Source organism: Flavobacterium araucananum, assembly GCF_002222055.1.
Classification (GTDB): domain Bacteria; phylum Bacteroidota; class Bacteroidia; order Flavobacteriales; family Flavobacteriaceae; genus Flavobacterium; species Flavobacterium araucananum.
Genome location: NZ_MUGS01000007.1, coordinates 21,796 through 36,698, shown reverse-complemented (window position 1 = coordinate 36,698; position 14,903 = coordinate 21,796). Strand labels below are relative to the sequence as shown.

At 33.9% G+C, this 14,903-nt stretch carries 12 protein-coding genes; 8 read left to right on the top strand and 4 right to left on the bottom strand.

The genetic code is table 11. The features are described 5' to 3' along the window. Positions 1-519: 519 nt before the first annotated feature. Together B0A64_RS07000 and B0A64_RS06995 are read right to left on the bottom strand one after the other, a co-directional pair. Positions 520-927, bottom strand: a complete 408-nt coding sequence (locus B0A64_RS07000) for a helix-turn-helix domain-containing protein (RefSeq protein ID WP_089478807.1) — start codon at positions 925-927, stop codon at positions 520-522. Between the two features lie 875 nt (positions 928-1,802). Further along, complete coding sequence (locus B0A64_RS06995) at positions 1,803-2,219, bottom strand: helix-turn-helix domain-containing protein (RefSeq protein WP_089478806.1); 417 nt, start codon at positions 2,217-2,219, stop codon at positions 1,803-1,805. Positions 2,220-2,411: 192 nt separating this feature from the next. Here B0A64_RS06995 and B0A64_RS06990 point away from each other — a divergent pair, with 192 nt between their 5' ends. The 4 genes from B0A64_RS06990 (at position 2,412) to B0A64_RS06975 (ending at position 5,782) form a co-directional block, all read left to right on the top strand. Continuing rightward, complete coding sequence (locus tag B0A64_RS06990; protein WP_089478805.1) at positions 2,412-2,861, top strand: GNAT family N-acetyltransferase; 450 nt, start codon at positions 2,412-2,414, stop codon at positions 2,859-2,861. A 73-nt stretch (positions 2,862-2,934) separates the two neighbouring features. Beyond that, the gene (locus tag B0A64_RS06985) at positions 2,935-4,281 is read left to right on the top strand and encodes a hypothetical protein (protein ID WP_089478804.1); all 1,347 of its coding nucleotides are present in this window, start codon (positions 2,935-2,937) and stop codon (positions 4,279-4,281) included. Between the two features lie 111 nt (positions 4,282-4,392). Further along, positions 4,393-5,133 (top strand): LytTR family transcriptional regulator DNA-binding domain-containing protein, encoded by a 741-nt coding sequence (locus tag B0A64_RS06980; RefSeq protein ID WP_089478803.1) that lies wholly within the window; start codon positions 4,393-4,395, stop codon positions 5,131-5,133. Between the two features lie 100 nt (positions 5,134-5,233). Further along, positions 5,234-5,782: a hypothetical protein gene (locus B0A64_RS06975; RefSeq protein WP_089478802.1), complete on the top strand. Its 549-nt coding sequence runs from the start codon at positions 5,234-5,236 to the stop codon at positions 5,780-5,782. A gap of 270 nt (positions 5,783-6,052) precedes the next feature. Here B0A64_RS06975 and B0A64_RS06970 read toward each other — a convergent pair whose 3' ends face one another. Next, a complete protein-coding gene (locus B0A64_RS06970) occupies positions 6,053-7,414 on the bottom strand; it encodes a hydroxymethylglutaryl-CoA synthase family protein (RefSeq protein ID WP_089478903.1) in 1,362 nt (453 codons plus the stop codon). A gap of 320 nt (positions 7,415-7,734) precedes the next feature. On the opposite strand from B0A64_RS06970, the gene B0A64_RS06965 reads away from it, so the two are divergent. From B0A64_RS06965 to B0A64_RS06950, 4 genes are all read left to right on the top strand, one after another. Continuing rightward, positions 7,735-8,406 carry a succinate dehydrogenase cytochrome b subunit gene (locus B0A64_RS06965; RefSeq protein ID WP_089478801.1) on the top strand — a complete coding sequence of 224 codons (672 nt, stop codon included), beginning with the start codon at positions 7,735-7,737 and terminating at the stop codon, positions 8,404-8,406. Positions 8,407-8,417: 11 nt separating this feature from the next. After that, positions 8,418-10,418 carry a fumarate reductase/succinate dehydrogenase flavoprotein subunit gene (locus B0A64_RS06960; protein ID WP_089478800.1) on the top strand — a complete coding sequence of 667 codons (2,001 nt, stop codon included), beginning with the start codon at positions 8,418-8,420 and terminating at the stop codon, positions 10,416-10,418. 46 nt (positions 10,419-10,464) lie between these two features. Continuing rightward, on the top strand, positions 10,465-11,211 hold the full coding sequence (locus B0A64_RS06955) for a succinate dehydrogenase/fumarate reductase iron-sulfur subunit (RefSeq protein WP_089478799.1): 747 nt from the start codon (positions 10,465-10,467) through the stop codon (positions 11,209-11,211). Positions 11,212-11,325: 114 nt separating this feature from the next. After that, positions 11,326-12,342, top strand: a complete 1,017-nt coding sequence (locus B0A64_RS06950; RefSeq protein ID WP_123875881.1) for a hypothetical protein — start codon at positions 11,326-11,328, stop codon at positions 12,340-12,342. A gap of 53 nt (positions 12,343-12,395) precedes the next feature. On the opposite strand, the gene B0A64_RS06945 is transcribed toward B0A64_RS06950, so the two are convergent. Beyond that, positions 12,396-14,699: a family 20 glycosylhydrolase gene (locus tag B0A64_RS06945; RefSeq protein ID WP_089478797.1), complete on the bottom strand. Its 2,304-nt coding sequence runs from the start codon at positions 14,697-14,699 to the stop codon at positions 12,396-12,398. Between the last annotated feature and the right edge of the window lie 204 nt (positions 14,700-14,903).

Genomic DNA, 14,903 nt, shown 5'->3' with positions numbered 1-14,903 from the left:
TTTTCTTATTTGTTTGAGATTTTTTCTCTCGCAGATTTGGCAGATTAAGCAGATTTTTTAGTTGTATAATCTTGTCATTCTGAGGAACGAAGAATCTCCGTAAAGTAAACCTAACAGGTTTTTAAAACCTGTTAGGTTTGTCGAATCCATTTTTTGCTCAATCTTGTCATTTCGAGGGACGAGAAATCTTCGTAAGTAGCTCGACAAAGATTAACGATTCTGATAATGGAGCTTCTCGTGAAGATTTCTCCTTCGTCGAAATGACAGATTATGTCGGAAATTTGGACTGTAAAATAAAACGAAACATTTTCTTGGGGAGTAGGCTTTTGCCCTTGCAGGGCTTAAATGACAATCGTTATTCAGCATAGTGCTTCGCACCATGCTATTGCTTAGGCTCTTTCAGAGAATGTTTAGAACTTTTATAGTTTGTAATCTGCGCTTGGGACAACAAATAAGGCCATAAAAAAAACCGAAGTCTCTAAAACTTCGGTTTTTCTATAAAAATATCTTTCTAAAAAATTATTTCTCGTTCAACAACTTCTCTAAAAGTGCCACTTTCTCTTTTTCAGCCTGAACTAATCTTTCATAAAGTTTTTCATTCTTATCAAAAGCTTCGAGAAGTTTATCAAGGGGATTAAATGTGCAATTATTATGATTTATTGTAGAAGAACCGTTATCATAAGTGTTCCCCATAATATTAAAAACGGCTTCTTCAGAAAAGTTTCTTATTACATCAGCAGGAACACCCAGAGCTTCGGCAATTGCTTTTAGTTTTTCGTCGTCAACACTTTCGCTTCCTTCAATATTAGAGATGGTTTGCTGACTTACGCCAATTGCAAAAGCAAGCGCTTCTTGTTTCATGTTTTTAAGCTCTCTAATTCGGCTTATGTTGCGCCCAATATGTTTTGGTTTTATTTCTGTGCTCATAGATCAAAGATATTTAAAATTCTGTTACCATTTTGGTTTTGGTAGAAAACAAGTCTTGGTTTGTGAGATACATTTTGTAAATTGTTTTCCAGATTACAAAAATACAATTTTTCTGACTATTCTTGATTTTGAATCCGGAATTGTCAGAGTACAAAATAATCGATGAGCGAATATAATATTTAGATAATATTTCCTCTTTACCAGCATTTGTTTCACCTACTCTATATTATTTAACAGAGCATATACAAGGAGAAGAAAATGACTTTGGCGACTTTATTGATGTGAATACTATTTATGAGCTTTTTGAGCTATAGCATTAATAGAAATAAATAGATTATTTGAAAGAGTAAATGAGGAAAATTTATTTGAAAAACTAAACTTGAAAAGACCATTTTATTTAACTGTTGCAGAACATGATGCCGGTACGCCAAAATTAATTTACGTAATTAAGTAAAACATGATCATGTAGATTTAAGATCTGGAATGGTTGAGATCTTAAGAAATGGGCTGTAAGCCCAAAAGCATTAACATGGTGCGAAGCACTATGAACTAAATTAACCACAAATATTGCCCCGAAGGGGCAAAAGTAAACATAATATAAGGTATATAAAAGACAGTGTGTTTTTTAAGAAAATTGGAATTGAAAAAAAAGGACAAAACATTTTCTTGAGGAGTAGGTTTTTGCCCTTGCAGGGCTTAAATGACAATCGTTATTCAAGCATAGTGCTTCGCACCATGCTATTGCTTAGGCTCTTTCAGAGCATGTTTAGAACTCTTATAGTTTGTAATCTGCGCTTGGGACAACAAATAAGGCCATAAAAAAAACCGAAGTCTCTAAAACTTCGGTTTTTCTATAAATATATCTTTCTAAAAAATTATTTCTCGTTCAACAACTTCTCTAAAAGCGCCACTTTCTCTTTTTCAGCTTCAACTAATCTTTCATAAAGCTTTTCATTTTTATCAAGAACTTCCAAAAGTTTGTCAAATGGATTAAATGTACATCCATAACTAATCACAGAAGAACCATTGTTGTTTTCAATGTCGAAAGTATTTCCAATAATATTAAAAACCGCGTCTTCAGAAAAGTTTTTTATTGCTTCAGGCGTAGCTCCTAAAGCTTGTGCAATTGCGTTTAGTTTTTCCTCATCAACGCTTTCGCTTCCTTCAATATTAGAAATAGTTTGCTGACTTACGCCAATTGCAAAAGCAAGTGCTTCTTGTTTCATATTTCTAAGCTCCCTAATTCGGCTTATGTTGCGCCCAATATGTTTTGGTTTTATTTCTGTGCTCATAGATCAAAGATATTTAAAATTCTGTTACCATTTTGGTTTTGGTAGAAAACAAGTCTTGGTTTGTGAGATACATTTTGTAAATTGTTTCCTAGATTATAAAAATACAATTTTTCTGACTATTCTTGATTTCGAAAAGAATTGTTATTTGTCTCATTTTTGTAATATTGTTGTATCAATAAGTAACCAAAAGTTATGATTATAGAAAAAGCCACTATAAAGGACCACGAAATCCTGACCCAAATAACCAAAAAGTCAAAAGCATATTGGGGATATTCGAACGAGCAAATCGAAAATTGGTCTGAATTTTTGACGGTTACCAAAGAATATATCGAAACTAAATGTGTCTATAATTTATTTGTTGAAGATAAAATTGTTGGCTATTATTCGTTTTTTTACAAAAGTGAAAAGACTATAATATTGGATAACTTATTTGTTTTGCCTGATTTTATTGGTAAAGGCTTTGGGAAAGTATTAATGGATGATTTTCTGGTTCGGATAAAAAGCAGTGACATTCAAAAAGTGATTCTGGATTCGGAACCAAATGCAGAAGAATTTTATTCTAAATTTGGATTTATAAAAACAGGTCAGATACAAACTGCGATTAAAGATCGATATATGCCAATAATGGAGTTGCAAATTTAGTTTGTAATTGATAAATCCTTTATAATCCATATAATCTGTGGCATAAAAAATAACAGCCCAATAAAAAAATATAATGCACCATTCAAGTTTTAAATTAATCACAATAAAAGAAGTCAAATCGCAATATTCATTTCTATTAGATCACGAAGGATTTGATTATTTTGACGAATGGAACGACGAAGATTTCTTTCTTTTAGTAAACGAAAATATAAGTTTTGAAGGCAATTTTTATTTGGATCTTTATGAGGATAAAGAAAAAAAATGGCTTTCGAATATCTTAAATCTACCCTTAAAAGAAATTGAAAAAATACGCATCGAAGGAATTTTAATAAACGGAAGTTTCTCGACAAGCGGAGCAATTATAAATGCCGAAGGAGATTACGGACCTTACGTTTATATTGGCGGAAATGTTACTTGTCAAAGTTTGTTATTAGGAGGTTCGTATGTCGAAATAAACGGAAATGTAAAAGCCCAGGAAGTGGTAATGACTTCGTATAATCACGGAAATTTTAAATGTTCCGGCGTTATCGAAGCCCCGGTTTTTATAGTAGACGATCATTATGCCACTTTTGCAGAGCGAAAAAATGATTTGTTTTATTACAATGACAGAGCAAATGATTTTGATGCCAAAAATGATTGTGAATACGACGAAGATTCTGATCAGGATATTATCTCAATCGAATTGCGTAAACATCTTGATAATCCTTTAATAGAAACTCTGGAAGAATTAAAAAGGGAACTAGAATTTGGAGAATTAGTTTTAAAACAAAGTAATCCCGCTGGAAAAACTTATGAATATTGGCAAAATAGAGTTGCATCAAATTATAGAGATTTAAAGTTAGTACCTTATCAATATAGAACTAAAGAATTGTGCGAGTTGGCTTTGAATATTACTTTTCATGCTTTGCCGTTTATCAATCAGGAATTTATTACGCCGGAACTTTGCGAAAGATTGGTAAAAAAAGACGGTTTTGCGATTCAGAAAATACCGGATGAATTTTTGACACAGCAACTTTGCTTAATCGCAGCTCAGAGCGGTACGTTGATTTCGCTTCTTCCAAAGGAATTTTATTCGGAAGAATTGATTTTGACAACATTCAAAAACGGAAAGCATGAGCCAAATATAAATGATGTTCCTTCAGAATTTATTACAGAAACCTTGCTCGAAGAATATGTAAAAATGAGCAAAGGATTATGGCTCGATAAAGTTTGCAAAGAAAATGGAGTTGATAAACTAATGATCTTAAAGTATGTTATTGATTCTGGAATAGAAAATCTCGACGCCGTTTTTGGAAATCATTTTAGTAAAGAAGTTGTTGAATACGCTTCTCTTCTTTACAATAAGGAACAATATAAAGAGGAGTTTAAGAAGTATGTTCAAAAGTATAAAGTTAAATTTGAACGTCTTGGTTTGCAATAGTTATTCTCGATAATGATAGAATTCAATCCTGAAAGGAACTATAGCCAAACCTAACAGGTTTTTAAAACCTGTTAGGTCTCTTAAAAGAAAATAAATAAGGTTTTCGTAAAAATGAAAGAACTAAACATATCCATAAAACACAATCTGATAATAGGTTTACTTATCGCATTATGGATATTTATTTTTGCTTTTATCATAAGACCTTTTGATGACGGGACTTTAGATTTTCAAGCCTGGCTCTTTATGAGTATTGGGTTTAGTTCGATGGCATTTTTGTGTTATGGAATTCTTGCTTTTGCTCAAAAACGAGTTTATGAAAAAACTTCAAAATGGAATGTAAAGTTTGAAGTAGTTAGTATGTTGTTTTTTTATGCAATCTATTTATTTGGTATTTATGGGTATTATAAAAGCCCCATTTTAAAAGGAGGATATGGTTTTGCAGAGTTCTTTATTATAATATTTATTAAAGTGGCGTTGATTTTAACTCCTGTAATTATTCTGGCGAGAAGATATTTAATTAAACTGATCCCGATAAAAGAAGATGTTTTAATCATTAGAGGAGAAAATAAATTAGATGTTTTAAAAATTAAAAAAGCTAGTTTGGTTTGTATTTCGAACGCGCAAAACTATATTGAGATTTTTTATATAGAAAATGATAAACTTAACTCAAAACTCATTCGTTCTTCGCTTAAAAAAGTTCAGGGAGATTTTACTTTTTTAGTTCAAATACACCGATCTCATTTAATAAATCCTATGCATTTTAAGTCGTGGAGAAATCAAAACACGATTATTCTAACTCAAATAGAACTTCCTGTTGCTAAAAGTTATAAAGAAAGTTTGTTGTCTTTATAATTTCGTCCCTAAAACCGATAGTTTTATACCAAATCCAATAAAATAGGTGTTCAGACTGGTTTATCATTTTAGTTTTGTATCATCAATTTTAAAAATAATTATGAAAACAAAACATCTTTGTCTCCTTGGATTGCTATTTTTCGTTACCAGTTATTTATTATTTTCTAAACTTTTGCCAGACTTTCAAAAGCCAATCGATTTTGCGCATTGGTTTAACTTAATAGGAGCTTGTTTATTATTATCGTTTAATAATGTGTTTCCTAAAAACAGATTAAATGCTATAGCTTCAGTTCTCACAACTTTTGGAGTTATTGCTCATATTGGTCTTTGTACAATCGATTTTATAATGTCGGGTTTTGGTAATGATGATGTTGGTAAAGAGGCATTAAGTATGCAAATTAGTAATACGCCCTCTGTTCTTTATCCTTTTGTTATTGTAGGTCCTTCTTTATTGTTTGTAGGCTTGGCTGCTCATGCTTTAAATTTTATTAAAAGTCATTTTGCAATTACTTCTATGGTTGTCCTTAGCGCGCCTGCAATAGGTTTCTCCTTTTTTGTTTTAAAAAATGGAACTTTTATGTTTTTAAGTTGCGTGATTTTTACTCTGGGATTAGGTTTGTTGCTTTACAGAAAAGAAATCGAAAAGTAACCAATAAACAAAGTCAGTTCTGAAATTGTAGGTTTTATATTAATTCGTGTTTTCGCTTAACCTTTGTCAAAGTTTAAAACTTTGACAAAGGTAATCAGTTGCTAAGTCTTGGCGAGGAACGAAGCAATCTCATTTTGGATATTACTTTGCTTCTTTTTGTTAGTGTAGTTGCTTCGTTCCTCGCAATGACAGGATTGCGCTTAATAAAAAAACCGAAGCAATTTGCTTCGGTTTCTATTTGGAATTTGAAATTTTTTTATTGGAATTTACTTAATCAATCCATTTATAATATCTCGCTCCAATTAAATTAGGAATTTCTTTTTCGATTCGATCCAGAATCCACTCATTTTTAGGAGTTCTGATACTTTGTTTTTGTTCTTTTTTATGAAGGTTTTCATAAGTTTCAAAACCAATTTCTACACTTTCTTCTAAGTTTTCAAAAAGTTTGGTTTTGGCTAAAGCCAATTGCCAGTTAGGTTGAATAGTTCCTTCGAAAACCTTAGATTTAGATCCGCTTCCATACGCTAAGAATCCAAATTTAGTTCCCGCAACTTCTTGCTTCGTGTCATAATAATGGGCCAAAGTCGACAATAATCCCATAAAAACAGATCCTGTATAAAGATTTCCAATTAGCGATGAAGCCAATTCTGCCGGTTGCAATTTCCCGGTTACAAACTTTTTATATTCGTCAGATTTCCCCACTTCTTTAATCTTATTTTGATAATCTGTTGGTTCAATATTATCTGCAATGATTTTATCAGCATGATCTAAAGCATAAATTTCAGACAACATTCGGCGTCCCTGAAAAGAGTAGGGAAGATGCATGATTATGCTATTCCAGGAATTGTATAAAGTTTCGGTTGTGTTTTTTAATTTCTTAAACGAAAAATAAGCATTTCGGGTACGATCCATATAACATTGATTCGAATATTGACCATCAAAAACCGGTTGATCTTTATGGATTTCGATTTCGGCTTCCAGATTGTCAAACCACGGATCGTTGTTTTCGTTTTGAGTAATCGCTTCTTTAGAGATAGTTCTGTAGGGTTTAAAAAAATCAAAAACACCTTTTGTACTTGTTGCCCAATTTTCATCAAAAGAAATAATTCTAGGGTTCGAAGTTACCAGCATTGCCAGCGCTCCGGCACCTTGTGTATATTCTCCGGTTGAGTTTAAGTCATATTTGGCAAAATCTGTCGTAACAACAATTGCTTTTTTGGCTGGATTTAGTTTTACAAAATCAATACAGTTTTGCAAAGCATCAACACCGCCAATACAGGCAAAAGTAAAATCGACTACATCACATTCAGCCAAAACATCTTCGCCAAATTTTTGTTCCATTAAACTAATTAAGAAAGAACTGATAGGTTTCGAGCTGTCGATTCCGCTTTCTGTACCCACATAAATCCGGCTAATTTCGCTTAAGTTTATATTGTTTTCAAGGATAAGTTTGGTTAAGGCATTCGCTCCAAAAACAACTACATCCTGATGAACGTCAGGCAGAGTCATTTTTATTAATCCAAGTCCTTTTTCTAATTTTTCGGGTTCAATATTTCTGGCAATTGCCAAAGTTTTTATGGGTAAATGTATGTTGGCTACGTCAAAAGAGATAGCGTCAATTCCTGTTTTCATTCTCATTTTTTTTGAAGCCGATAAAGGTAAAATTATGCTATTAAAATTCACTTGTTTTCGATCAATAAAATTCAGGAAGCCTTTATTTTTGTGGAAAAGAAGTAAAATTGGTGTAAAAAATAGCAATTTGGTAATTATATAAAAGTCAGGAAATAGTTAAAACCCTGTCTTAATTTGGTTTATTTTGTTGTTTTCTAATAATTTGTATAATTGTTTGCAAAGCTCTTTAAAACCATTATAAATAACAACGAAATGGTTGTAGTTAATAGGTATTTGGTTTAAATTTGTGTAATTTTTTAATACAAACTACTTAAACACTTATGGCACAATCTGCACTATTGAATGCTTCCATCTTAAAGAAAGTGGCTATGGCCCTTTCGGGAATATTCTTAATCACGTTTTTAGCGCTGCATGTTTCCTTAAATTTTATTTCTATTATTAGTGAAAACGTTTTTAACGAAGCTTCTCACTTTATGGGGTACAATCCGCTGATTCAATATGTAATGCAACCAGTTTTGGCAATCGGAGTTATCTTCCATTTCGTTATGGGATTCGTATTGACAGCTCAAAATACTGCTGCAAGACCAATTGCTTATGCAAAATACAACGGAGCAGCTAATGCTTCCTGGAGTTCTAGAAATATGATTATTTCTGGATTGGTTATTTTGGCTTTCTTAGGATTGCACTTTTATGATTTTTGGTTTCCTGAAGTTACCTATAAATACATTGCAGGTACGGCGCCAGATGCTACAAGGTATTATGGCGAATTAGTTCATAAGTTTCATGATCCTATTCGTACAGGTATTTATTGTGTTTCTTTTATGTTATTAGGATTTCACCTATGGCACGGATTCGGTTCTTCTCTGCAATCAGTTGGGATGAACAATAAATATTCTCGTTTTTTAAACAAAATCGGTTATGCTTTTGCGGTTGTAGTACCAGCACTTTTCATCATAATCGCATTATTTCATCATTTCAATCAACATAATTAATATAAATTATAATGGCATTAGATTCAAAAATTCCACATGGCCCAATATCGGACAAATGGACAGATTATAAAGATCATATTAATTTAGTAAACCCTGCTAACAAGCGTAATTTAGATATTATCATTGTTGGTACAGGTTTGGCTGGAGGTTCAGCTGCGGCTACTTTGGCTGAGCAGGGATATAACGTAAAAGCATTTTGTTTTCAGGATTCACCTCGTCGTGCGCACTCTATTGCAGCACAAGGTGGTATCAATGCAGCAAAAAATTATAAAGGTGACGGTGACTCTGTTTACAGATTATTTTATGATACTGTAAAAGGGGGTGATTATCGTGCACGTGAGGCAAACGTTCACCGTTTAGCCGAAGTTTCTGCTAATATTATTGACCAGTGTGTGGCCCAAGGGGTGCCATTGGCTCGTGAATATGGCGGATTATTGGATAACCGTTCTTTTGGAGGAACTTTGGTTTCCCGTACTTTTTATGCACAAGGACAAACCGGACAACAATTATTGCTTGGAGCTTACTCTGCAATGAACCGTCAGATTGGTCGTGGAAAAGTAAAAATGTACAACCGTCACGAAATGCTTGACATTGTAATCGTAAACGGAAAAGCGAGAGGTATTATCGCTCGTAACCTTGTTACCGGAGAAATAGAAAGACATTCTGCTCACGCAGTAGTAGTAGGTTCCGGAGGATACGGAAACGTATTTTTCCTGTCAACAAATGCTATGGGAAGTAACGCAACAGCAGCTTGGAAAATTCATAAAAAAGGAGCGTTTTTTGCAAATCCTTGTTACACACAAATTCACCCAACTTGTATCCCGGTTTCCGGAGATCATCAGTCAAAACTGACTTTGATGTCAGAATCGTTACGTAATGACGGTCGTATTTGGGTTCCTGCAAAACAAGAAGATGCAAAAGCAATTCGCGAAGGAAAGAAAAAAGCAACAGATTTATCTGAAGCCGAAAGAGATTATTTCTTAGAAAGAAGATATCCTGCTTTTGGTAACTTGGTACCACGTGACGTAGCGTCTCGTGCTGCAAAAGAAAGATGTGATGCTGGTTTTGGAGTTAACAAAACCGGAGAAGCTGTTTACTTAGATTTCGCAGCAGCAATTAGCCGTTACGGAACTGAAGAAGCTTTTGTAAAAGGTTTAGATGCTAATGATAAAGCATTGGTAACTAAATTAGGAGCTGAAATCGTGAAAAGTAAATACGGAAACTTATTCCAGATGTATTACAAAATCGTTGACGAAGATCCTTATACAACACCAATGATGATTTACCCGGCGGTTCACTACACAATGGGTGGAACTTGGGTTGATTATAACTTAATGACTACAATTCCGGGATGTTTCTCTATTGGAGAATCTAACTTCTCTGATCACGGAGCAAACAGACTTGGAGCTTCTGCTTTGATGCAAGGTTTAGCCGATGGATATTTTGTATTGCCTTATACTATTGGAGATTATCTTGCTCCGGATATTAAAATGGGAGAAATTTCTACAGATTTACCAGAATTCGTAGCAGCAGAAAAAGAAGTAAAAGATCAAATCGACAGATTTATCAATAATAAAGGAACTCATTCTGTAGATTATTTCCATAAGAAATTAGGAAAAATCATGTGGGATAAAGTAGGTATGGCTCGTAATGCTAAAGGTTTGACTGAAGCTATCGAAGAAATTGCTGCTTTACGTGAGGAGTTTTATAAAGATGTAAAAGTGCCGGGAAGCGCTAACGAATTTAATCAGGAATTAGAGAAAGCGACACGTGTTGCCGATTTCTTAGAGTTAGGAGAATTGTTCGCAAAAGATGCATTGCACCGTAATGAATCTTGTGGAGGTCACTTCCGTGAAGAATACCAGACTGAAGAAGGAGAAGCACTTCGTGACGATGAAAACTTTGCATACGTTGCAGCTTGGGAATATAAAGGAAAACCAAGTGATGCAGTATTGCACAAGGAACCTCTGGTTTACGAAAACATTAAATTAGTTCAAAGAAGCTACAAATAGTATCTAAAAAGGTTATATACTTTTTACTACTTAAAACTTATACAAAATGAAACTTACATTAAAAATATGGCGTCAGAAAAACGCCCAAGATAAAGGAGGAATCGTTGATTACCCAATTGACGGAATCGAACCAGATATGTCTTTCCTTGAAATGCTTGACGTTCTTAACGAACAATTGATCAATAAAGGTGAAGAGCCTGTAGCATTTGACCACGATTGTCGTGAAGGAATTTGCGGAATGTGTTCTTTATTTATCAATGGAGAAGCGCACGGACCAGACAGAGGAGTAACAACTTGCCAGTTGCACATGCGTATGTTTAAAGATGGTGATACCATTTTTATCGAACCATTTAGAGCAAAAGCTTTCCCGGTAATTAAGGATTTAGTGGTAGACAGAAGTTCTTTTGACAGAATTCAACATGCAGGAGGATTTATCTCTGTAAATACTTCAGGAAATACAATTGATGCAAATACAATTCCGGTAAACAAACACGATGCAGATAAATCATTTGATGCTGCTGCTTGTATTGGTTGTGGAGCTTGTGTTGCAACTTGTAAAAACTCATCGGCAATGTTGTTCGTTGCTGCAAAAGTATCTCAATATGCATTATTACCTCAAGGTAAAATTGAAGCAGTTGATCGTGTTTTAAACATGGTACACCAAATGGATCACGAAGGTTTTGGTAACTGTACCAACACCGGAGCTTGCGAAGTAGAATGCCCTAAAGGAATTTCTCTTGAAAATATTGCACGTATGAATCGTGAGTATTTATCTGCAAGTTTAAAAGGATAATTTAAACATACATTTAGTTTATATAAAAACGCATTCATTAAGTTGGATGCGTTTTTTTTTGTACTATTTTTACCGCACCTAAAAATAATATACACCAAAAACAAATCCTATTAAATGAAAAGAATTTTACTTATTGTAATGCTTGCCTTGAGCATTCAGAATTATGCTCAAGTAGCGGTAACTGCTTCTGATCGTGGCGCAAATGACCCATTTGAAAAAGGGGAGTTAGAGAAATTTAAGGCTACAACTACTGTTTTTGTATTACCTCAGTTAAATAAAAAAGAAGATTATGAAAAAATCCTGAAAGAAGTCTGGACTGTAACCCCTTATAAAGTGGTTGAGCCTAAGGATTTTAAAATGTTGGATTTTGCTGATGGAAACTATTCAATTGCAAATCTTGACGGAGATATAAAGGTAACTTCAAAAGGAACTACGTTTGTTCATACCAATCTTGTGATACGAATTTTGGATAAGGAAAAGTTTGACAAGGGCTTTAAAAAATTAAAAGTAGACGATAAGAGGTACGAAGGGAAATTGAAAGATCTTTTCAGAGAGAATTTAATTAATATCGCAAGAGCTCCTCTTTGTGTGAATAATGCGTTCCTGGTGGATGCCATGAAAACAAGATCAGATGAAAAAGCCGATATTCTTTTTGCCCGAATGTATACCGAAAATAGTTTTACAAATACCAATTTAGGAATGTTGAAAAATTACTTTCAACAAATGAATCAAATCATTAGCAAGGGAGAACACTGCGGACTTTATGATGATTTTGCTAAACCGGAAATTAAAAATTTAAAAGATGCTACACTTTATATTCCAGAAGCTTACATGATGGAATATAATCCTTGGAGAATATCTGAAAAACTTAGAGACGAGAAGGATCTTAAAGATCTTTTAGAAGATTATAAATATAAGTTTCAGTTTATAAAAGATGAGGATTTGCAAAAGAAGATTCTAAATAATGAGGAGATCTATTATTTAAGATATGTAAGTATGAATGCAAATAAATACCTGCAAGTTGTAAATGCAAAAACAGGAGATCCTGCTTATTATTTTTATGGCGCAGGATCCTACAATCTAAAGGATAATGATTTTGAAAAAATTAGTAAAGCTGTTATAGCGAAGTAATTTTTAAAGAAAAAAAACCGCATTCAATCTTAGGTAGAATGCGGTTTTTATTTTTATTCATAATACAATTGCGAAGCGCTTATTTCTTGTTTTTCTTTGCCTTCTTGCTGAATGAAGCACGTTAAAGTCGTTCCACCAATCTGATCAAAATAACCAATGTTTATTTTATGGAAACCTTTTTCAAGTTTTACTGCTCCATACGCTTCATTGAGCCAATGAATACCATCGTTATTAACCACTAATTCATTATCGATAAAAAGGTTCGATCCGTCGTCTGAAAGGGTCGAAATCGTGTAATTTGCCGTTTCCGGAATAAAGATGTATCCGTCAAATTTTAAGCCGATATAACGCTCTGTTTTCGATTTCCATTTTTCGCTGCTTATAGTGCCTTCAAAAATACCTGAATTAACAGGTTTTGCTAATTCCAGATCCTGAACTTGCTGGAATAGGGTTCCGGTATAATAATCAAATTTTAAACCTTTCTTAGTTGGTTTTATAGCTAAAGCCGATTTTAATTCCGGATTTCTAACTAATATTTTACTAATAGAACTTCTTCTTCCGCCTGGACTAATTTGAACGGTTTTTATAATTCTAAATTCTCCTTTTGGGATATTTATGGTTACTGGTTTGGTATATAGTTCAGCCGTTTCATCTGGATTATATCCATCAATGGTATAAAAGATTTGTCCGTTTTTGATGGTTGGTTTTAAATCCAGAACATATTTTGAGGCAATTAATGCCGTTTCATTAGAACCAAAAGGACTCGGAACTTTATACAATCTTTTCTGTGCTTCCAATTTTTCTAGATGATGCGGAATCTGATTTAGAATAAAATTGGTGTAGTTTTTATTTTTAGGTTCTGTCCAGGCAATTTCGGCTAAAGCAAATACACGCGGATAAATCATGTAGTTTAACTTCGCCGGACTTGTCAGGTATTCAGACCAAAGATTAGATTGCACACCCATAATATATTTTTGTTCGGCAACGGTTAAACTATCAACAGGAGTGGGATTGTAGTTGTATATTTTTTCAACTGTTGTTAATCTCCCAATTGTCAATGGTTCTTGCGGCGAATATCCTTGGTTATAATCCAGATAGAGAACTTGTTCCGGATTCATGATTACATTATGCTTCTGTCTTGCAGCGCTAATTCCGCCAGCTTCGCCTCGCCATGACATTACAGCCGCATTTGGTGCCAATCCGCCTTCCAGCATTTCGTCCCAACCCAGAATTTGTCTTCCGTTTGCATTCAGGAATTTTTCGATTCGGGTGGTGAGGTAACTTTGTAATTCATGTTCGTTTTTCAAACCTAATTCTTTGATCCTCTTTTGGCAATTTGGGCATTCTTTCCATTTTGTTTTAGGGCATTCGTCTCCACCAATATGAATGTACTTGCTTGGGAATAATGCCATAACTTCGGTCAAAACATCTTCCAGGAAAGTAAAAGTTTCCTCTTTTCCGGCGCAGAAAATATCATCAAAAACGCCCCAATATTCGATCACTTTATATTGACGATCCGGAAAACAAGACAAATTAGGATAAGCCGTAACGGCTGCCGTTGCATGACCGGGCATTTCGATTTCCGGAATAATATTGACGTAATGGTCTTCGGCAAATTTTACTACATCTTTGATTTCTTCCTGTGTGTAAAATCCTCCGTAAGGATTTCCGTCAAAAAAATACGGTGCTCTTTCGAACTTATTTCCAACCAAAGTCTGTGCTCTTTTGGAACCGACTTCTGTTAATTTTGGATATTTTTTTATCTCAATTCTCCAGCCCTGATCGTCCGTTAAGTGCCAGTGAAAGTTATTTAGCTTATAACTGGACATTTGTGCAATAAAATCTTTTATAACATCTACGGAGAAAAAATGACGGCAAACATCGAGGTGAAGCCCGCGGTAGTGGTATCTGGGCTCATCTTCTATAGTAACACAGGGTAATTTTACTTCTTGACTCTGTGGTTTGTTCGGAAGCATTTGCAATAAACTCTGAACAGCATAAAACAATCCTTCTTCGCTTCCGGTAACGGTAATTTTTTTAGGGGTAATATTAATTTTATATCCTTCTTTTTTTAGTGTAGAAGATGGATTTGTAGTAATAAATAAAACTTCGATAGTGCTCTTTTTATCTGTTGTATTTAAGTTTACAGCAGCTTCAAAAATTTGTGCTGTTTTAAGTTCTCGGGTACTAAATTTATTTTTTTCGAACGAAACTTTTATCTTTCCGTTTAAGCGTATGCTGTCTCCGGTTGCATGGTAGGAATTTGGTGCAGGAATGATCGAATTATTAATTGGGGTGGTTTGCGCCGTTACGATCGAACAACAAAATATCAAAAAGAGAGAGAGGATATTTTTCATAATGAGATAGCGTTTATTTTTTGGGTCGTATAAAACAAATTTATGATTTCTGGAATAGGGTTTGCAAAAAAAATGCAAAAGGTTTTTAGGTATAAATGTCTTTAAAATAGCCGAATTAACTTTTTTATTACTTTGTGTTGTGATTTGTTTCGCAATAATATTGCATTTATTGTTTACATTTGTCGATATCAAAAATGAATTTGC